Here is an 18,974-nt window from a genome sequence, read left to right as displayed (position 1 = left end):
CCTGCCAAAAAAGGAAAAGCGCCCACGGGCGCTTTTCTTTTGCCCGGCCGCGCGCGGCGATCAGGTCTTGCCGCGTCCGAAGAATTCGTCGAAGAGCGCGAGCACCGATGGGAAATCCCGTGCAAAGGCCGCGCGGTTCACGAAGTAGGCCTCGCAGGCCACCGCGAAGAATTCGCTGATCGATACCGCCCCGTAGTCGTCGAGCCACGGCGGCTCCGCGCCGAAGCGCTCGGCCAGGATGGTTTTCTCGCGAAAGTCCTCATAGGCCGGCTGCAGCACCGCGAGCCAGGCGGCGCGGGCCTCGCGCGCGCTGCGCTTGCCCGCAAAGCCGGGCGGCAGCGGCGGGCAGCCGTCGGCATCGCCCGCGCGCATGTCGATCTTGTGGGCGAATTCGTGGATCACGACGTTGTAGCCGCCGCCCGTCGTGATGCCGCTCGCGAGCACGTCCTGCCAGCTCAGCATCACCGGCCCGCGGTCCATGGCCTCGCCGGCCACCACCTCGTCGTATTCGTGCACCACCTGCGCCTCGTCGACGATCTTGCGCCGCGCGACGACCTCCGACGGATGCACCACGATGCCGACGAAATCGTCGTACCAGTCCAGGCCGCCCTTCAGGTTGAGGATCGGCAGCACCGCCTGCGCGGCGATCGCCAGGGCGACCTCGTCGGTGATGACGAAGCCTTGCGTGCCATGAAACTCCTTGTCGCGCAGGAACTCGGCCGAGAGCGCTCGAAGCCGCAGCTGCATGTCGTGCGGAAGCTCGCCAAGAAAGGCATAGCGCGCCAGCGTGGCCTGCCAGGCGTCTTCAGGGATGGGAGGCAGGGCGCGCAGCCGGCGCAGCCACTTGAACATCTAGCGCAGATCGACGCGCTGCGCGCCGGCAGGGGACAGGCACAGCAGCTGCGCGCGCGGCGGATGGGCTGCGGCGTCCCAGTCGCTGAGCACCATGCGCCTGAGGCCGTCGCCCAGGTCGTGATCGGCCGGCCGGTGCGTGTGGCCGTGCACCAGCGTGCCTGCACGCGCCTGCTGCAGCCACTGGCGCGCGGCGCCGCCGTCCACGTCGGCCCAGACGGCCGACGGGTTGCGCTTGCGGTCTTCGCTTTGCGCGCGCATGGAGCGCGCGAGCGCGCGGCGCTCGGCCAGCGGCCTGGCCAGGAACGCGGCCTGCCATTCGGGCGTGCGCACCTGGGCGCGGAACTGGAGGTAGTCGGTGTCGTCCAGGCAAAGGATGTCGCCGTGGCTCAGCAGCCAGCGTTCGCCGTGCAGCACCAGCACCGTGGGATCGTCCAGCAGCGTGAAGCCGCATTGGGCGGCCAGCACCGGGCCCACGAGGAAGTCGCGGTTGCCGTGCATGAAGTACACCGGCAGCCGCTCGGCCGTGCGGCGCAGCAGCTCGGCGCATTCGGCCTCGAACCCGGGCAGGGCGGCTGCGTCGTCGCCCACCCACACTTCGAACAGGTCGCCCAGGATGACGAGCGCATCGGCCGGCGTGGTCTGCAGATAGCCGCGCCAGGCCTCGAAGGTGGCGGGCTCGTCGGCCTGCAGGTGCAGGTCGGAGATCAGGTCGACGGTGCGCCACGCGGGCGGGGCGAGCAGTTCCTTGAAAACCGGATGTTCCTCCATGCCCGTGCCGCGCCGCGTTCGTTCGCCGGTCCGCGCGTTATTCCGCGACGAGGACGGCCTTCTCGATGACCACGTCCTCGAGCGGCACGTCGTCGTGGAAGCCCTTGCGGCCCGTCTTCACGGCCTTGATCTTGTCCACCACGTCGGTGCCGCCGGTGACCTTGCCGAACACCGCATAGCCCCAGCCTTGGGCCGAGGGAGCGGTGTGGTTCAGGAAGCCGTTGTCGGCCACGTTGATGAAGAACTGGGCGGTGGCCGAGTGCGGTGCGCTCGTGCGGGCCATGGCCACGGTGTAGTTGTCGTTCTTGAGGCCGTTGTTGGCTTCGTTCTCGATTTCGGCGCCGGTGGGCTTTTGCTTCATGCCGGGTTCGAAGCCGCCGCCCTGCACCATGAAGCCCGGGATCACGCGGTGGAACACCGTGTTGTCGTAGTGACCGTTCTTCACATAGTTGACGAAGTTCTCGGCCGACTTCGGCGCCTTGGCGCTGTCGAGTTCGAGCGTGATCACGCCGTAGTTCTTGATGTGGAGTTCGACTTTGGGGTTGCTCATGAGGGAGTCCTTCTTTCGGATGTTCGGAGGAGATTACTTCGCCAGTGCGGCGGACTTGATGATGATGGACTCGAGCGGCACGTTCTGCATGCCGCCCTTGTTACCGGTTTGCACGGCACGGATCTTGTCGACCACCTCGGTGCCGGCCACCACCCGGCCGAACACCGTGTAGCCGTAGCCGTCGGGGTTGGGCGCGTTGAGCGAATCGTTGTTCTTCACGTTGATGAAGAACTGCGAGGTGGCCGAGTTCGGATTGCCCGTGCGCGCCATTGCGATGGTGTAGCGGTCGTTCTTCAGGCCGTTGCTGGCCTCGAGTGGAATGGGCGCGCGCGTGGGCTTTTGCTGCATGTCGGCCGTGAAGCCGCCACCCTGGATCATGAAGCCGTCGATCACGCGGTGGAACACGGTGCCGTCGTAGTGCTTGTCCTTGACGTACTGCAGGAAGTTCTCGACCGTCTGGGGCGCCTTGGCCTGGTCGAGCTCGACCAGGATGTCGCCGGCCGAGGTGGCGAGCTTCACGCGCGGACCGGGCTGCTGCGCATGGACGGCGCCGGCAAGCGCGAGCGAGGCGGCCAGCAGGAGCGCGCCGCGGCGGCTGAAGCGGGTGGACAGGGAAGGGGCTTGGATCGTCAAGGATGGCTCCGTGTGCGAATGATGTGGGGCGCGGGCCGGGCAATGCAAGCGGCCGCCGCCAGGATGCTGCCGGCGGTTGTCGCTTTACTTGCTGGCGCGGCCGACCGGCTTGCGGGCTTCGGGCGGTGCCGCCGGCAGGGCCGCGGCATCGGCCTCGGCCTTGGGCGTGAAGATCTGGCGGATCAGCGAGAGCTTGGGCGCCACGCTGGCGTTGGTGCTGGCGAATTGCTGCGCTCGCACATATTCCTGGGCCGCCAGGCGGGCGTAGACGTCGCCGAGGTTCTCGTGCGCGGTGGCGTAGTTGGGGTTGAGCCTGAGCGCCTGCTCCAGCGCGGCGCGCGCCTGGTCGAACTTGCTCTGCGCTGCATAGAGCGCGGCCAGGTTGTTGTAGGGCTCGGGCAGCTCCGGGAAATCCTGCGTCATCTGCGTAAACGCGGCAATGGCCTCGTTCTGCTTCTTCTGCTCGGTGAGGATCACGCCGCGCAGAAAGCGCATCTGCGGATCGCGCGGCTTGCCGGCGATGTAGGCGTCAGCCTTGGCGAGCGCCTCGTTCGACTTGCCCTGGCGCAGCAGCTGGTTGACGTCGTCGTAGTCGTTGGCATAGGCCGCCGAACCCCACAGGCTGAACAGCAGTGCGAAGGCGATGGAGAGTTTGGAGAACGCGACGTGCTTCATGAAGCCTCGGCAGGAGTGGGAAATGCGGGCTTCGAAAACACCCGGAATGGACACGGCAGCAGCCGTTTATACTGCGGTGCATTGTAGCCGAGGGGCCATGTCCAACCCCTCGTGGCCACTGTCCCGTCACCCCTGAAATACACCGTCGTTCGCCCGTGCCGCACGAGCGCGAAGCGACGCTTTCCGAGCCTCATGAGTCTGCGCATCTACAACACGCTTTCGCGTGAACTGGAGGAGTTCTCCCCATTGCAACCGGGCCGGGTGCGCATGTACGTGTGCGGCATGACGGTCTACGACCTCTGCCACATCGGCCATGCCCGCATGATGATGGCCTTCGACGTGGTGCAGCGCTGGCTGCGGGCGAGCGACTACGCCGTGACCTACGTGCGCAACATCACCGACATCGACGACAAGATCATTGCGCGCGCGGTGCAACGTGGCATCACGATTCGCCAGCTGACCGATGAAGTCATTGCTGCAATGCACGAAGACATCGGTGCGCTCGGCATCGAGCCGCCCACCCTGGAGCCGCGTGCGACCGAGTACGTTCCGCAGATGCTCGGCATCATCGAGACGCTGGAGCGCAAGGGGCTGGCCTATCGTTCGCTCGATGGCGACGTGAACTATGCGGTGCGCAAGTTTCCAGGCTACGGCAAGCTGTCGGGGAAGTCGCTCGACGAACTGCATGCCGGCGAACGCGTCGCGGTGCTCGAAGGCAAGCAGGATCCCCTCGACTTCGTGCTCTGGAAGGCCGCAAAACCCACCGAGCCGGACGATGCCAAGTGGGACAGCCCCTTCGGCACCGGCCGCCCGGGTTGGCACATCGAATGCTCCGCGATGAGCTGCGCCACCCTCGGTGAAACCTTCGACATCCATGGCGGCGGGGCGGACCTCCAGTTTCCGCACCACGAGAACGAAATTGCGCAAAGCGAGGGCGCCCACGGCAAGCCGCTGTCGCGCTTCTGGGTGCACAACGGCTTCGTGCGCGTGGACAACGAAAAAATGTCCAAGAGCCTGGGCAATTTCTTCACCATCCGCGAGGTGCTCCAGAAGTACGACGCCGAAAGCCTGCGCTTCTTCCTCGTGCGCACGCACTATCGCAGCGCGCTCAACTACAGCGATGCACACCTGGACGACGCCCGCAACTCGCTGAAGCGCCTTTACACCGCGCTCGATCTGGTCGCTCCAGCCGAAGTGATGATCGACTGGACGCAGCCCTATGCCGCGCGCTTCAAGGCCGCCATGGACGAAGACTTCGGCACGCCCGAGGCCATTGCCGTGCTGTTCGAGCTGGCCGGCGAGGTCAACCGCACCAAGTCCGCAGAAACAGCCGGCTTGCTGAAGGCGCTGGCCGGTTCGCTGGGCCTGCTGCAAGGCGATCCGCGTGCTTTCCTGCGCGCGGGCACCACGCTGGACGAAGCCACCATCCAGGCGCAGATCGATGCGCGCGCGGCCGCCAAGGCCGCCAAGAACTTCGCCGAGGCCGACCGCATCCGCAACGACCTCCTGGCGCAGGGCATCGTGCTCAAGGATTCGCCCACCGGCACAACCTGGGCCGCAGCGCAGTGAACGGAACCACGAATCCCATGCCTGCTTCCTCGAAAAATCCGGCGGTCCAGATCTTCACGCCGGACTATTGGGAAGAGGCCTGCAAGCACCTGTCCAGGAAGGACCGCGTGATGAAGCGGCTGATCCCGAAATTCGGCGATGCCTGCCTCGAGTCGCGCGGCGACGCGTTCACCACGCTCGCGCGCAGCATCGTGGGCCAGCAGATTTCGGTGAAGGCCGCGCAGACCGTGTGGGACAAGTTCGCGGTGCTGCCGCGCAAGCTCACGCCGGCCAACGTGCTCAAGCTCAAGGTCGACGACATGCGCGCGGCGGGACTGTCGGCGCGCAAGATCGAGTACCTGGTGGACCTGGCCATTCATTTCGATTCGGGCGCGGTGCACGTCGACGCCTGGAAGGACATGGCCGACGAGCTCATCATCGACGAGCTCGTGGCCATCCGCGGCATCGGCCGCTGGACGGCCGAGATGTTCCTCATCTTCCACCTGATGCGCCCCAACGTGCTGCCGGTCGACGACCTGGGCCTGCTCAACGGCATCAGCGTCAACTATTTCTCGGGCGATCCCGTGAGCCGCAGCGATGCCCGCGACGTTGCCGTGGCCTGGGCCCCGTATTGCAGCGTGGCGACTTGGTATATTTGGCGATCGCTCGACCCGGTACCGGTCGCATACTGAACAACAGGAGAAGACGTTGGCGAAACGAACCTTCCTCGACTTCGAGCAGCCCATCGCTGAACTCGAAACAAAGATCGAAGAACTGCGCTATGTACAGACCGAATCGGCGGTCGACATCTCGGAGGAAATCGACCAGCTCGGCAAGAAGAGCCAGCAGCTCACCAAGGACATCTACAGCGACCTGACGCCCTGGCAGATCACCAAGATCGCGCGGCATCCGGAGCGACCCTACACGCTCGACTACGTCAACGAGATCTTCACCGACTTCGTCGAATTGCACGGCGACCGGCACTTTTCGGACGACCTCTCCATCGTGGGCGGCCTGGCCCGCTTCAACGGCACGCCCTGCATGGTGCTCGGCCACCAGAAGGGGCGCGACACCAAGGAGCGCACCGCGCGCAACTTCGGCATGAGCAAGCCCGAGGGCTACCGCAAGGCACTGCGCCTCATGAAGACGGCCGAGAAGTTCAAGCTGCCGGTCTTCACCTTCGTCGATACGCCCGGCGCCTATCCGGGCATCGATGCCGAGGAGCGCGGCCAGTCCGAGGCCATCGGCCGCAACATCTACGAGATGGCGCAGCTCGAGGTGCCGATCATCGTCACCATCATCGGCGAAGGCGGCTCCGGCGGCGCGCTGGCCATCTCGGTGGGCGACCAGCTCGTGATGCTGCAGTATTCGATCTACTCGGTCATCAGCCCCGAAGGCTGCGCCTCCATTCTCTGGAAGACCAGCGACAAGGCGCAGGAAGCGGCCGATGCGCTCGGCATCACCGCGCACCGCCTGAAGGCGCTGGGCCTGGTCGACAAGATCGTGAACGAACCGGTCGGCGGCGCGCACCGTGACCACCGCCAGATGGCCGCTTTCCTCAAGCGCGCGCTCAACGACGCCTTCCGCCAGGTCAGCGACCTGAAGCCGAAGGAACTGCTCGAGCGCCGCTACGAACGCCTGCAGAGCTACGGGCGCTTCAACGACACCAAGGCCGACACCGGCAGGTAAACAAGCCAGCGCGCTGCTCCTTCCATGAACGAAGCCTTCGAACGCGCCATGGCCGCGTTCGAGCCGGCGCATCTGCCGCTGGCGGTGGGCTTCAGCGGCGGTGCGGATTCCACGGCGCTGCTTGCCGCTTGCGCCTCGGCCTGGCCCGGGCAGGTGCTTGCCTTTCATGTGCACCACGGCCTGCAGGCCGCGGCCGACGATTTCGAGCGCCATTGCGCGGCCGTGTGTGAACGCCTCGGCGTGCCGCTGGTGGTGCACCGCGTGGACGCACGCCATGCGCAGGGCGACAGCCCAGAAGATGCGGCACGCCGCGCCCGCTACGACGCCTTTGCAGCCATGGCGCGCATGGATACGGCGCTTGGCGCTATCGAATCGATAGTCCTCGGGCACCATGCCGACGACCAGGTCGAAACGCTTTTTCTGGCCCTCTCCCGGGGTGCCGGTCTGCCGGGCCTCGCGGCCATGCCCGCGCATGCGCGGCGCAACGGGCTGGACATCTACCGCCCGCTGCTGGCGGTGCCCGGGGCCGACATCCGGGCGTGGCTCAAAGGCGTCGACCTGCCCTGGATCGAAGACCCGAGCAACGAGGACGAGCGCTACACCCGCAACCGGATCCGCGCCGTGCTGCTGCCGGCGCTGGAGCGGACCTTTCCGCAGTTCCGCGCCACCTTCGCGCGCAGCATCGGCCATGCCGCGCAGGCGCAGGAACTGCTGGGCGAACTCGCGGCGCAAGACCTGGCCGTGGTGGGCAACCCGCCCCGCATTGCCGCGCTGCAGGCGCTTTCACGCGCGCGGCAGGCCAATGTGCTGCGGCACTGGCTGATGCAGGCGCACGGCTGCTCGCCCAGCGCGGCCCAGCTCGACCAGCTGCTGGACCAGGTGCGCGCCTGCACCACCCGCGGCCACCGGATCCACCTCAAGGTGGCCAATGGATTCGCCCAGCGCAGGGGCGACCTGCTGCATTGGTACAATTCCGGGCCCTCGCCCAAGGCTTCGCGCTGACGGCTTGCAGGGCGCCGCGCTGGCACTCGGGAGTGCGGCGGCGGCCCTTCCCATTTCTCTGAATTCATCCATGGCATTGATCGTTCACAAATACGGCGGTACGTCGATGGGCTCGACCGAGCGCATCAAGAATGTCGCCAAGCGCGTCGCCAAGTGGGCGCGCGCCGGCCACCAGATGATCGTGGTCCCGAGTGCCATGAGCGGCGAAACCAATCGCCTGCTCGGCCTGGCCAAGGAGCTGGCGCCGAGCAAGCCGAGCGACGCCCACGGGCGCGAGCTCGACATGCTCGCCTCGACCGGCGAACAGGCTTCGTCCGCGCTGCTGGCCATTGCGCTGCAGGCCGAGGGCATGCAAGCCGTGAGCTACGCGGGCTGGCAGGTGTCGGTGCGCACCGACAACTCCTACACCAAGGCGCGCATCGAAAGCATCGACGACGAGCGCGTGCGCGCCGACCTGGACGCCGGCAAGGTGGTGGTCATCACCGGCTTCCAGGGCGTGGACGACGACGGCAACATCACCACGCTGGGCCGCGGCGGCAGCGACACCTCGGCCGTGGCCATTGCGGCCGCGATGAAGGCGCACGAGTGCCTGATCTACACCGACGTCGACGGCGTCTACACCACCGATCCGCGCGTGGAGCCCGATGCGCGCCGCCTCTCGACCGTGAGCTTCGAAGAGATGCTCGAAATGGCGAGCCTGGGCTCCAAGGTGCTGCAGATCCGCTCGGTGGAATTCGCCGGCAAGTACAAGGTGCCGCTGCGTGTGCTCTCGAGCTTCACGCCGTGGGACATCGACATCAATGAAGAGGCCAAGTCCGGCACGCTGATCACTTTCGAGGAAGACGAAAACATGGAACAAGCCGTCGTATCCGGCATCGCTTTCAACCGCGACGAAGCCAAGATCTCGGTGCTGGGCGTGCCCGACAAGCCGGGCATCGCGTATCACATCCTCGGTGCCGTGGCGGACGCCAACATCGAAGTCGACGTGATCATCCAGAACCTCAGCAAGGACGGGCGGACCGACTTCAGCTTCACCGTGCACCGCAACGAGTACGCGAAGACGGTCGACCTGCTGCAGTCGAAGGTCATGCCCTCGCTGGGCGCGACCGAGATCGTGGGCGACACCAAGATCTGCAAGGTCAGCATCGTGGGCATCGGCATGCGCAGCCACGTGGGCGTTGCCAGCAAGATGTTCCGCGTGCTGAGCGAAGAGGGCATCAACATCCAGATGATTTCCACCAGCGAGATCAAGACCTCGGTCGTGATCGACGAAAAATACATGGAATTGGCCGTGCGCGCCCTGCACAAAGCCTTCGATCTGGACCAACCGGCCGCCTGATGGTGGCATAATCTCGGCTTCTTTCAGGAACTGTGACCGAGTGGCCGAAGGTGCTCCCCTGCTAAGGGAGTATGGGGTGTAGAGCCTCATCGAGGGTTCGAATCCCTCCGGTTCCGCCAGATAGCAAGCAAAAACGCCCCTCACGGGGCGTTTTTCATTTGGGGCGCTGCACCCGCAGCAGCCACCCCTGCCGCGGCCCCCGCGCGCCGTGACACATTGTCCCGCTCCTGGGACATCGCCGGCCTCCTGAACGCGCCCTGGCCCCGGTGCCCCCTCTGGGCACGTGGACGGAACGGCCCTTGCTATGACAAGCGGGTCCATGACCTCGCCTCATCGCACACCGCCGCCCATGACCTCCGCCGACCTCGCCTTTGCTTCCAGGCTCGACCAGAGCGTTCGCACGGTGAGCGTGAGTGCGCCCGGGCGCCTGCACCTCGGTTTTCTGGACCCCTCGGGCTCGCTGGGGCGCGCATTCGGCAGCCTGGGGCTGGTGATCGACGGCTTCACCACCGACCTCGAGTTGTCGGCGTCCGCGTCATCGGACCAGCTGGCGGCCGACACGCCGGCCGGCGGGGCGGAACTGGCCCGCGCGGCGGACTATCTGGCGGTGTTGAAGCAGCGCAGCGGCCGCCATGCGCCGCTGTCGCTGCGGCTGCGCCACGCGCTGCCGCCGCACGCGGGCTTCGGCTCGGGCACGCAGCTGGCGTCGGCGATCGGGCGGGCCTTTGCCGAATGGCATGGGCTCGACCTGGACACGGGCACGCTGGCGCACTGGCTCGGGCGCGGCCTGCGCTCAGGGGTCGGCATTGCGGGTTTCGACAGCGGCGGCCTGCTGCTCGATGGCGGCCCGGGCGCCGACGGGCTGCCCGCACCGCTGCTGTCGCGCATCGAGTTTCCGGAGGAATGGCGCGTCATCGTGGTCCAGGATCCCGCGCACAAGGGCCTGTCGGGCGGCGCGGAGAAGAAAGCCATCGCGGCCTTGCCGCCCCTGCCCCAGGCGGGCGCGGCCGAGATCTGCCATCAGGTGCTGATGCGGGTGCTGCCCGGCGCCGCGCGTGCGGAGTTCGCGCCGTTTGCCGCGGGCATCAACCGCATGCAGCAGCTGCTCGGCGAGCACTTTGCGCCGGCGCAGGGCGGCAACTACACGAGCGCTGCGGTCGGGCGGCTGATGCACTGGTTCGCGGATGCGAGCCGCGGGCATGACGCGGCCATCGGCCAGAGCTCGTGGGGCCCCACGAGTTTTGCGATCGTGCCCTCGCACGTGCGGGCCGAGATGCTGGTCGATGCGGCGCGCGCCTCCAGGCAGCTCGACCCGCGGCTGGAGCTGCGCATCGTCTCGGGCCGCAACCGCGGGGCGGTGGTGCGGGGCCGTGCCGCCGAGCCGCGCAACCGCTGAAGCCGTTGCAGCCGAAGAGCACCCGCCCTCAACCTTCACACATCAACATCAACCAACGCAGGCCCTCATGGAACGTCCCCGCATCCTCCACATGTTCACCCCCGGCCAACAGATGAGCCCGTTCGACATCAACATGGCAGCGGACGCCGGCTACCAGATCATCGTGCCCTACTGCGAAGTGGGCCTGGACCGCATCACCGGGCTGACGCAGGACACGATCTTCTCGCGCGGGCCCAAGGGCGTGGCGCGCACCGGCATCTTCATCGGCGGGCGCGATGCGCAGCTGGCGGCCGACATGCTCGAGCGCGCGCGAACCTCGATGGTCAAGCCCTTCGTCGTCTCGGCCATGGCCGACCCGAGCGGCGCCTACACCACGGCCGCGGCCATGGTGGCCTGCGTCGAGGCCGCGCTCAAGCGCCACCATGGGCAGGGCCTGGAAGGCCAGCGCGTGGTGATCCTCGGCGGCACGGGGCCGGTGGGCCGCGTGGCGGGCGTGATCGCGGCAGGAGCCGGTGCCGAGGTGTACCTGTCCAGCCGCAACGGCATCGACGCGGCGCAGGAAGCGGCCGATGAAACCGGGCAGCGCTTCGGCGTGAAGCTGCACGGCCTCTCGGGCGGCGACCCCGACGCCGTGCGCCGCTCCATCGCCGATGCCGACGTGCTGCTGGCCTGCGCGGCCGCCGGCGTGCAGGTCGTATCGAGCGAGGCGCTCGGCGCCGCGACGCGGCTCAAGGTGGCGGCCGACGTGAACGCCGTGCCGCCCGAAGGCATTGCCGGCGTCGGCGTGATGGACGACGCCAAGCCATTGGCCGGCACGCAGGCCGTGGCCATCGGCGCGCTGGCGGTGGGCAACGTCAAGTACCAGACGCAGCATCGGCTGCTGGTGCAGATGTGCGAGGCCGAAAAGGCCCAGGTGCTGAGCTTTCCCGAAGCCTTTGCAGTGGCCCGCGCATTCCTGGTCGAGCAGGCCGGAAAGACGGCTTGAAGCCAGCGGCCACCATGCAGACGATCGCCGTCGCCGCCATCTCCGCGCGCGCCATGGCCGAGGCGGCGGCAAGCGAGGGCTTCAAGGTGGTCGCGCTCGATCTGTTCGGCGATGTCGACACGCGCCGCGCGGCGTCGCGCTGGATGCCGATCGGCGCGCCCGGCAGTCTGCAGATCGATGCGGCCAGCGTGCTGGCTGCGCTGCGCACGCTCGCAGAGGACAGCGAGCCTGTGCTGGGCTGGATCGCAGGCAGCGGCTTCGAAGGCGAGCCCGAGCTGCTGGAAGAGGGCGCGGCCGTGCTGCCGCTGATCGGTACCGCGCCCGCGGCCGTGCGCCGCCTGCGCGATCCGGCGGCCTTCTTCGGCTTTCTCGCCGCGCAGGTCATCCCCTTTCCGCAAGTGCTGCTGCAGCCGCCCGAGGATCCCGCGGGATGGCTCATGAAAGACGCGCACGGCTGCGGCGGCTGGCATGTGCGCCATGCGCCGTGGTCGATCGACGAGCCACCGTCTTCGCACCACTACTTTCAGCGCGAAATGGCCGGGCTGCCGATGTCGGCGACCTTCATCGCCAATGGCCGCGATGTGCATGTGCTCGGCTTCAACGAGCAGACCGTGCGACGCTTCGGCACGCGGCCCTTCGTGTTCTGCGGTGCCATCGGGCCGGTGCCCGTGACAGAGGACATCGCGCGCCGCGTGACGGCCATTGCGCGCTCGTTGACTGCGGAGTTCGAACTGCGCGGCCTGTGCAGCCTCGACTTCATGCGCGACGGCGACGCCATCGGTGTGCTGGAGGTCAATCCGAGGCCACCGGCCAGCATGAGCCTCTACAAGGCGCGCGCCGGCTCGCGGGGCGTGATGCAGGCGCATCTGCGCGCCTGCCTGCATGGCGAACTGCCGCCGCCGGCGCAATCGCCTGCGCAAGAGGTCGAAGGCATCGAGATCGTGTTCGCGCGGCAGCCGCTGCAGCTCGACGCGGCCGCGGCGCAGCGCCTGGCCGCATGGCCCGGCATCCGCGACCTGCCCGAAGCCGGGCAGCGCTTCGACATCGACGACCCCCTGTGCACCCTGACCGCGAGCGGAAGCAGCGCGCAGCAGGTGCGCACCCGCCTGAGCGAAGGCCGCGAGCGGCTGCTGCAATCACTGGAGACCAAGGCATGAGCAACACTTCCCCGCCCGCGGCCGCTTCGGGCCTGAGCGTCAACCTGCTGGCCCGCCCGCTGGTCGAGGGCCTGCTGGCCGATGCCGATGCGTTCGGGCTGCAAGTGCGCCGCGACGACAGCGGCGCGCGCATCGTCGATGCCGGCATCGAGGCACGCGGCAGCGTGGCGGCCGGCCTGCAGATCGGCGAGATCTGCATGGGCGGGCTGGGGCATGTGAATCTGCGCAGCGGTGCCGCCGCCGAGGGCTGGCCCACGTGGCTCGACGTGCGCAGCTCGCAGCCGGTGCTGGCCTGCCTTGGCAGCCAGTACGCCGGCTGGAGCCTCGCGGCCACCAAGGAAGAGACCGGCGGCAAGAAGTTCTTCTCGCTCGGCTCGGGGCCGGCGCGCGCGCTGGCGGTCAAGGAAAAACTCTTTGCCGAACTGGGCTACCGCGACCATGCGCAATGCGGCGTGCTGGTGCTGGAAGTCGATCGCGCGCCGCCGAAGATCGTGATCGACAAGCTGCTGCGCGATTGCGGCCTGGCCGCCGAAGCGCTGACCCTGATCCTCACGCCCACCACCAGCCTGGCGGGCACCACGCAGGTGGTGGCGCGCGTGCTCGAGGTGGCGCTGCACAAGGCGCACGAGCTGGGCTTTGCGCTCGCCAATATCGTCGATGGCGCCGGCACCGCGCCGCTGCCGTCGCCGAGCGCCGATGGCGTCGAGGCCATGGGCCGCACCAACGATGCCATCCTGTACGGCGGCCGCGTGCACCTCACGGTCCGCGGCGACGATGCCGCGGCACGCGAGCTGGCGCGCGCGCTGCCGTCGCGCAATTCGCGCGACCACGGGCGCTCGTTCGCCGAGATCTTCAAGGAGGTCGAGTACGACTTCTACAAGATCGACGGCGCCTTGTTCGCCCCGGCCGAGGTGTGGGTCAGCAACATCGACAGCGGCAACACCTGGCACGGCGGCGCGCCCGACATGGCACTGCTGCAGCGCCTGTGGCTGCAGGAGGCCTGACCGTGCGCATAGTCATCATGACGGACGAGATCGGCTGGCACACGCGCCAGCTGCAGGCTGCGCTGCGCGCACGCGGCGCGGTGGGCCGCTGCGTCGACCTGGCCGACTGCAACATCGACACCACCGCGGCATGGCATGGCCTGGTCATTCCCGGCTACGGCCGCGAGCTGCCCGATGCGGTGCTGGTGCGCGGCATTGCCGGCGGAAGCTTCGAGCAGGTCACCAAGCGCCTGGGCGTGCTGCATGCCCTGCGCGAGCTGGGCGTGCCGGTCTACAACGATGCGCGCGCCATCGAGCGCACGGTCGACAAGTCGATGACCAGCCTGCTGCTGCATGCCGCGCGCATTCCCGCGCCCGCCACCTGGGCCACCGAATCGGCGGCGCAGGCGCGGCGCATCGCCATGCGCGAGATAGCCGCGGGCCATGCGCTGGTGCTCAAGCCCTTGTTCGGTTCGCAGGGCAAGAACCTGCAGCTGGTGGGTGAGGTCGACGGCGTTCATCATCCGATGCCCGACATCGATGCGCGCTACGCGGGCCTGGCCTATCTGCAGCGCTTCGTGCCGCCCATGGCCTCGCCGGGTTTCGACTGGCGCGTGATGGTGGTGGGCGGGCGCGCCGTCACCGCGATGCGGCGCGTCAGCATGCACTGGATCCACAACGTGGCCCAGGGCGCGCGCTGCGAGCCGGCCACGCTGGAGCCCGCGCTCGCGCAGCTGGCCGAAGGCGCGGCCCAGGCGCTCGACATGGACTACGCGGGCGTGGACCTCATCGCGGCGGCCAGCGGGCCGAAGATCCAGGTGCTCGAGGTCAACGGCGTGGCCGCCTGGCAGGGGCTGCAGCGCGTGACGGGGTTCAACATCGCGCGCGCCATCGTCGACGACCTGCTCGACCGCAAGCTCGCGCAGGCGCACCGCCTCGTGCAGCAGAGCCTGCCGCTGCCGGAGCGCCGCGCCTGATGATGACGAACGCGCGGCAGGCGGCCATCGAGCGTGCGCGGGCCTGCTTCCTGCGCGCCTGCTGGCTCGACGTGGCCGTGCGCAAGCCCGGCAACGTGAGCCAGGCTTCGCCGGGCCACGGCATGCAGGCCTCGATGTTCATCGCCAGCGCCGAGGCCGCGGCCGGTGCGCTGTTCGAGCCCGGCTTGCGTGTGGGCGCGCGCATCGAGGCCGCCGTGGCGGCCACCTGGGCGGTGGCGGGGTGCAACACCAACCTCGGCATCCTGCTGCTGTGCGCGCCGATCGCGCTCGCGGTGGAGCAGCATCCGCAGGCCGGATCCCCCGCAGCCTTGCGCGCGGCGGTGGAGTCGGTGCTGGCCACGCTCGACATCGACGATGCGCGTGCCGCCTATCGCGCCATCGCGCAGGCGCATCCCGGTGGCCTGGGCACCGCGCCGGCCGAGGACGTGCGCGATGCGCCGAGCGTCGACCTGCGTGCCGCCATGGCCCTTGCCGCGGACCGCGACCTCATCGCGCGCCAGTACCGCGACGGATTTGCGGACCTGTTCGCGCTCGCGTTCCAGGAACCGGTCCACCCGGCGGGCTGCGGCGAAGCGCCGGCCGATGCCGGTGCACCGCCCGATACCGCCACTGTGGCTTTCGTCCAACGGCTTTACCTGGCTTGTCTGAGCGCCTTTCCTGATTCACACATTGTTCGAAAACACGGAGAGCGCGTGGCACAGACTGTCATGACGGCGGCGCAGGCCTGGCGGGAGCGTGCCGGCGCGGGCGTGGCGCTCGATGCCGACCCCGGCTTCGCCGCCTGGGACCTTTCCCTCAAGGCCGCAGGCGTCAACCCCGGCACCAGCGCCGATTTCACTGTGGCGGCGCTGTTGCTTTCGGGCTGGATCCGCTCGTGCGCGGCACCCGCGCGCGAGGCGGCGAATGGATGGCACGGATCGTGATACCCATGGCTTTGCGCTGGTCTTCCTGACCGGTGTCGTATTGACCCTAATCACCTTGGACCTCTGAGAGGAGACTCGAAACCATGGCAAAAATCGATCGACTGATGGTGGGCGAATCGCTCGTTGGCGACGGCAATGAAGTAGCCCATATCGACCTGATCATCGGACCGCGCGGCAGCGCTGCCGAGACAGCCTTCGCGAATGCGTTGACGAACAACAAGGACGGCTTCACTTCGCTGCTCGCAGTCGTGGCTCCCAACCTGCTGACCAAGCCGGCCACCGTGATGTTCAACAAAGTGACCATCAAGGGCGCCAAGCAGGCGGTGCAGATGTTCGGCCCGGCGCAGCGCGCCGTGGCGCTGGCGGTGGCCGACAGCGTCGAGGATGGCACCATCCCCATGGCGGAGGCGGACAACCTGTTCATCTGCGTCGGCGTGTTCATCCACTGGCTTGCCGACGACGACAAGAAGATCCAGGACTACAACTACCAGGCCACCCGCGAGGCCATCCAACGCGCCGTGGCCGGCTCGCCGACGGCCGCGGAAGTGGTCGACAAGAAGGGCACGACGGCACATCCGTTCGCAGCCCATCTCTGAGTCGCAGAAAGCAAAAAACCGGCGCGAGGACCGCGCCGGTTTTTTTCTTGCTGCCGCATCGCGCGGCAGGCGTGAGTGCTCAGTGCTTGGCGGGCACCATGCCGCTCGCAAGGAAGTTCAGCACGGTGGCGCCGTGCACCAGCTTCGAGGCGCGATGCGTGGGCGCGTGGCGCTCGATCTGCACGCCCACGGCCTGCACATCGTCGAACTTGCGCGGCTTCACGACCTTCACGCGGACCCAGCTGGCGCCGAACTCGTCGATGAGGATGTCGGCAATGGCCTCTGCGAAGGCCTCGAGCAGTTGCAGCCGGTGCTCGGCCATGAGCCGCACCAGCCGCTCGCGCACCACGCCGTAGTCGATGGTGTCGCCGATGCGGTCGGTGTCGCAGGCGCGTGCGCGGGGCACGCCGGCGTGCACGTCGATCAAGAGGGGCTGCGGATGATGCAGCTCGGAGTCGTGGATGCCGATCACCGTCTGGCCGCTGAAGCCCTCGATGAAGATCAGGTCCATGGGCGCGGCTGCCTCGGCGGCGTCGGGCGATGCGTTCGAGGCAGGCGAGGCATTCGAGGAGGAAAGGCGGGCGACGGAAGGACGCGGGCTGGTGTTCAAGTGGTGTCTCCGGTGATCGAATGTGTTTGAAAGTGTGTCTGGCGGCATGCAAGCCCACCCCAGCGAGATTCGTCAACGCAAAATGCAGGCCAGAGACCGGACCCGCTCCGGCATTGCCAGTGCTTGGTGTTTCACCGGGTGCGCGGCGAGCCGGCAGGCACAACAATGGGCCGAACGAGACATGATGGAACGCGCCGGAGAACTCCAATGACATTGACGCTGAGGCAAGGCGATCGACACGCTGACCGTGTGCTCGACGTGGTGAGGCGGGGCTTTCATGAAGAGGGCAATGATCTGGTCACGCGCTCGTGGAGCCGTTGCCTGAACCAGTACCAGCTCGATCCGGGTCGCCCGCGCGAACCGGTGGTCATTGCATCGTCTGCGCTGCAGAGCCGGCGCAACCAGCATGCCGACGTCATCGAGTGCGCGCGCTACGAGATGACCACGCTCTACCAGCAGCTCGCCGATGCCGAGTCTGCCGTGGTGCTGACCGATACCGACGGCGTGATCGTGCACATGGTGTCCTCGCCCGAGTTCGCCGCCGAAGCGGAACCCATGGGCCTGCGCGCCGGTGGCATGTGGGGCGAGGCCGAAGCCGGCACCAACGGCATGGGCACCTGCCTGGCGGCGGCGCATCCGATCTCCGTTCGGCGCGAAGAACATTTCTTCAGCCACTTCACGCAGCTCACGTGTTCGGCGGTGCCGGTGTTCGATCCGTCCGGCGAGATCATCGCGGTGCTCGATGTGACCAGCCGCTCCAGCCTCATGCAGCAGCACGTGCTGGTGCTGCTGGGCATGACCGCGCGCATGATCGAGAACCGGCTCATCGACAAGCGCTTCTCGAATGCGCATCCGCTGCACTTCCACAGCCGGCCCGAATTCGTCTACACGCTGCACGAAGGCAAGCTCGCGGTCGGCGACGACGGGCGCATCCTCGCGGCCAACCGCAGCGCCTTGTTCCAGCTCGGCCTGCAGTCGATGGACGAGATCCGCACGCAGCGCATCGACGACCTGTTCCAGACCTCGCTCGAGGACATCGTCCAGCGCAGCCTTTCTTCTTCATTCCATCCGGTGGTCGCCTACCGGGCCAATGCGGCGCTGCGCTTCTTCGCGGTGGCGCGGCGTCCGGCCTCCGATGCCGCCACGCCGGCGCGTGCGCGCGTGGCCGGCGCGGCGGGCACGGCTTCGATGGTGGCGGAGACGGGTGCCGAAGCCTTCCGTGCGCCGCTGCGGCCGGCGGCCGCGCGTGCGCCGAGCGTTCGCACCTTCAAGGACGCGCGGCTCGTCGCGCACCTGGACACCGCGCGGCGCGTGGTCGCGCGCCGAACCCCCGTGCTGCTGTGCGGCGAGACGGGCTCGGGCAAGGAAGTGTTCGCGCGCGCCATCCATGAGAGCAGCCCGCATGCCGAGGGCGCCTTCGTCGCGGTCAATTGCGCGAGCCTGCCCGAGACGCTGATCGAATCCGAACTCTTCGGCTACAAGGCCGGCGCCTTCACCGGCGCACAGCGCAGCGGTCGGCGCGGCAAGATCCTGCAGGCCGATGGCGGCACCTTGTTCCTCGACGAAATCGCCGACATGCCGCTGGAGCTGCAGGCCCGGCTGCTGCGCGTGCTCGACGAGCGCCAGGTCACGCCGCTGGGCACCGAGGACACCCATCCGGTGGACTTCCAGCTCGTGAGCGCGAGCCACCAGCACCTGCCGAGCCTCGTGCGCGAAGGCCGCTTCCGCGAAGACCTCTACTACCGCCTGGCCGGCATCGAACTCGACCTGCCCGCCTTGCGCGACCGCAGCGACAAGCGCGAGCTCATCCACGACGTGCTCAAGGACGAAGGCGGCAGCGACAGCCGGCTCGGCGAAGAGGCTGAGCGCCTGCTCATGGCTTATTCATGGCCCGGCAACCTGAGGCAATTGCGCCACGTGCTGCGCAGCGCCGCCGCGCTGGCCGACGGCAAGACCATCACGCGGGAGCACCTGCCTTCGCTGGCCGTGCGCACGGCGCCGTCGCCATTGCCCGCGCTGGCGCATGCCGCTGCGGTGTCCGAACCGGCCGATGCCGCCGCGGACGCGGCGTCGTCCGATGCGGCGCCCGCCATCAAGCAACTCAACCCGATCCAGGCCAACGAGCGGCAGGTGCTGCTGCAGATGCTCGAGCAGCATCGCTGGAACGTGAGCAACGTCGCCAAGGCGCTCGATGTCAGTCGCAACACCCTGTACCGAAAACTCCACAAGCTTCACATCGAGATCTCTCCACCCGATTGAGCCTCAAG

At 67.9% G+C, this 18,974-nt stretch carries 19 protein-coding genes and 1 tRNA gene; 14 read left to right on the top strand and 6 right to left on the bottom strand.

The window, feature by feature from the left end; translation table 11 throughout:
• Window positions 1–60: 60 nt before the first annotated feature.
• The 5 genes from RZE77_RS16285 to RZE77_RS16265 all read right to left on the bottom strand — a co-directional run bounded on the left by RZE77_RS16285 (window position 61) and on the right by RZE77_RS16265 (window position 3,481).
• Window positions 61–852 (bottom strand): M90 family metallopeptidase, encoded by a 792-nt coding sequence (locus RZE77_RS16285; protein ID WP_319438340.1) that lies wholly within the window; start codon window positions 850–852, stop codon window positions 61–63.
• The gene (locus RZE77_RS16280) at window positions 853–1,623 is read right to left on the bottom strand and encodes a UDP-2,3-diacylglucosamine diphosphatase (RefSeq protein ID WP_319438339.1); all 771 of its coding nucleotides are present in this window, start codon (window positions 1,621–1,623) and stop codon (window positions 853–855) included.
• A 37-nt stretch (window positions 1,624–1,660) separates the two neighbouring features.
• Window positions 1,661–2,173, bottom strand: a complete 513-nt coding sequence (locus tag RZE77_RS16275) for a peptidylprolyl isomerase (RefSeq protein WP_012748192.1) — start codon at window positions 2,171–2,173, stop codon at window positions 1,661–1,663.
• 33 nt (window positions 2,174–2,206) lie between these two features.
• Window positions 2,207–2,806 (bottom strand): peptidylprolyl isomerase, encoded by a 600-nt coding sequence (locus RZE77_RS16270; protein WP_319438338.1) that lies wholly within the window; start codon window positions 2,804–2,806, stop codon window positions 2,207–2,209.
• A gap of 84 nt (window positions 2,807–2,890) precedes the next feature.
• A complete protein-coding gene (locus RZE77_RS16265; RefSeq protein ID WP_319426410.1) occupies window positions 2,891–3,481 on the bottom strand; it encodes a tetratricopeptide repeat protein in 591 nt (196 codons plus the stop codon).
• 192 nt (window positions 3,482–3,673) lie between these two features.
• Between RZE77_RS16265 and cysS the strand changes: the two genes are divergently transcribed.
• From cysS to fae, 13 genes are all read left to right on the top strand, one after another.
• A complete protein-coding gene (cysS, locus tag RZE77_RS16260) occupies window positions 3,674–5,050 on the top strand; it encodes a cysteine--tRNA ligase (RefSeq protein ID WP_319438337.1) in 1,377 nt (458 codons plus the stop codon).
• A 17-nt stretch (window positions 5,051–5,067) separates the two neighbouring features.
• Window positions 5,068–5,721: a DNA-3-methyladenine glycosylase family protein gene (locus RZE77_RS16255; RefSeq protein ID WP_319438336.1), complete on the top strand. Its 654-nt coding sequence runs from the start codon at window positions 5,068–5,070 to the stop codon at window positions 5,719–5,721.
• Between the two features lie 16 nt (window positions 5,722–5,737).
• Entirely contained in the window at window positions 5,738–6,718 is a 981-nt protein-coding gene (locus tag RZE77_RS16250; protein WP_012748187.1) for an acetyl-CoA carboxylase carboxyltransferase subunit alpha, read from the top strand.
• A gap of 24 nt (window positions 6,719–6,742) precedes the next feature.
• Window positions 6,743–7,720 carry a tRNA lysidine(34) synthetase TilS gene (tilS, locus tag RZE77_RS16245; protein WP_319438335.1) on the top strand — a complete coding sequence of 326 codons (978 nt, stop codon included), beginning with the start codon at window positions 6,743–6,745 and terminating at the stop codon, window positions 7,718–7,720.
• A 70-nt stretch (window positions 7,721–7,790) separates the two neighbouring features.
• A complete protein-coding gene (locus tag RZE77_RS16240) occupies window positions 7,791–9,059 on the top strand; it encodes an aspartate kinase (RefSeq protein WP_319426406.1) in 1,269 nt (422 codons plus the stop codon).
• Between the two features lie 26 nt (window positions 9,060–9,085).
• Window positions 9,086–9,178: transfer RNA gene (locus RZE77_RS16235), tRNA-Ser, on the top strand.
• Window positions 9,179–9,408: 230 nt separating this feature from the next.
• Window positions 9,409–10,455 carry a beta-ribofuranosylaminobenzene 5'-phosphate synthase family protein gene (locus RZE77_RS16230; RefSeq protein WP_319438334.1) on the top strand — a complete coding sequence of 349 codons (1,047 nt, stop codon included), beginning with the start codon at window positions 9,409–9,411 and terminating at the stop codon, window positions 10,453–10,455.
• A 67-nt stretch (window positions 10,456–10,522) separates the two neighbouring features.
• Window positions 10,523–11,440 (top strand): NAD(P)-dependent methylenetetrahydromethanopterin dehydrogenase, encoded by a 918-nt coding sequence (locus RZE77_RS16225; protein WP_319426404.1) that lies wholly within the window; start codon window positions 10,523–10,525, stop codon window positions 11,438–11,440.
• A 14-nt stretch (window positions 11,441–11,454) separates the two neighbouring features.
• Entirely contained in the window at window positions 11,455–12,597 is a 1,143-nt protein-coding gene (locus RZE77_RS16220) for an ATP-grasp domain-containing protein (RefSeq protein ID WP_319438333.1), read from the top strand.
• Window positions 12,594–13,601, top strand: coding sequence for a methenyltetrahydromethanopterin cyclohydrolase (gene mch, locus RZE77_RS16215; RefSeq protein WP_319438332.1), 1,008 nt, complete (start codon window positions 12,594–12,596; stop codon window positions 13,599–13,601). Before RZE77_RS16220 ends, mch begins: the two co-directional genes overlap by 4 nt.
• A 2-nt stretch (window positions 13,602–13,603) precedes the next feature.
• Complete coding sequence (locus tag RZE77_RS16210) at window positions 13,604–14,557, top strand: ATP-grasp domain-containing protein (RefSeq protein ID WP_319438331.1); 954 nt, start codon at window positions 13,604–13,606, stop codon at window positions 14,555–14,557.
• Entirely contained in the window at window positions 14,554–15,501 is a 948-nt protein-coding gene (locus RZE77_RS16205; RefSeq protein ID WP_319442368.1) for a triphosphoribosyl-dephospho-CoA synthase, read from the top strand. Before RZE77_RS16210 ends, RZE77_RS16205 begins: the two co-directional genes overlap by 4 nt.
• 83 nt (window positions 15,502–15,584) lie before the next feature.
• Window positions 15,585–16,097: a formaldehyde-activating enzyme gene (fae, locus tag RZE77_RS16200; protein WP_012748178.1), complete on the top strand. Its 513-nt coding sequence runs from the start codon at window positions 15,585–15,587 to the stop codon at window positions 16,095–16,097.
• Between the two features lie 79 nt (window positions 16,098–16,176).
• Here the strand turns inward: fae and RZE77_RS16195 are convergent, their stop codons facing one another.
• Entirely contained in the window at window positions 16,177–16,608 is a 432-nt protein-coding gene (locus RZE77_RS16195) for a dihydroneopterin aldolase (protein WP_124958301.1), read from the bottom strand.
• A 306-nt stretch (window positions 16,609–16,914) separates the two neighbouring features.
• Between RZE77_RS16195 and RZE77_RS16190 the strand changes: the two genes are divergently transcribed.
• Window positions 16,915–18,966, top strand: a complete 2,052-nt coding sequence (locus tag RZE77_RS16190) for a sigma-54-dependent Fis family transcriptional regulator (RefSeq protein WP_319438330.1) — start codon at window positions 16,915–16,917, stop codon at window positions 18,964–18,966.
• Window positions 18,967–18,974 lie beyond the last annotated feature (8 nt).

Origin of the sequence: Variovorax sp. SPNA7, from assembly GCF_033807855.1 — a bacterium.
Classification (GTDB): Bacteria; Pseudomonadota; Gammaproteobacteria; order Burkholderiales; family Burkholderiaceae_C; genus Variovorax; species Variovorax beijingensis.
This window is presented reverse-complemented; position numbering and strand designations above follow the sequence as displayed.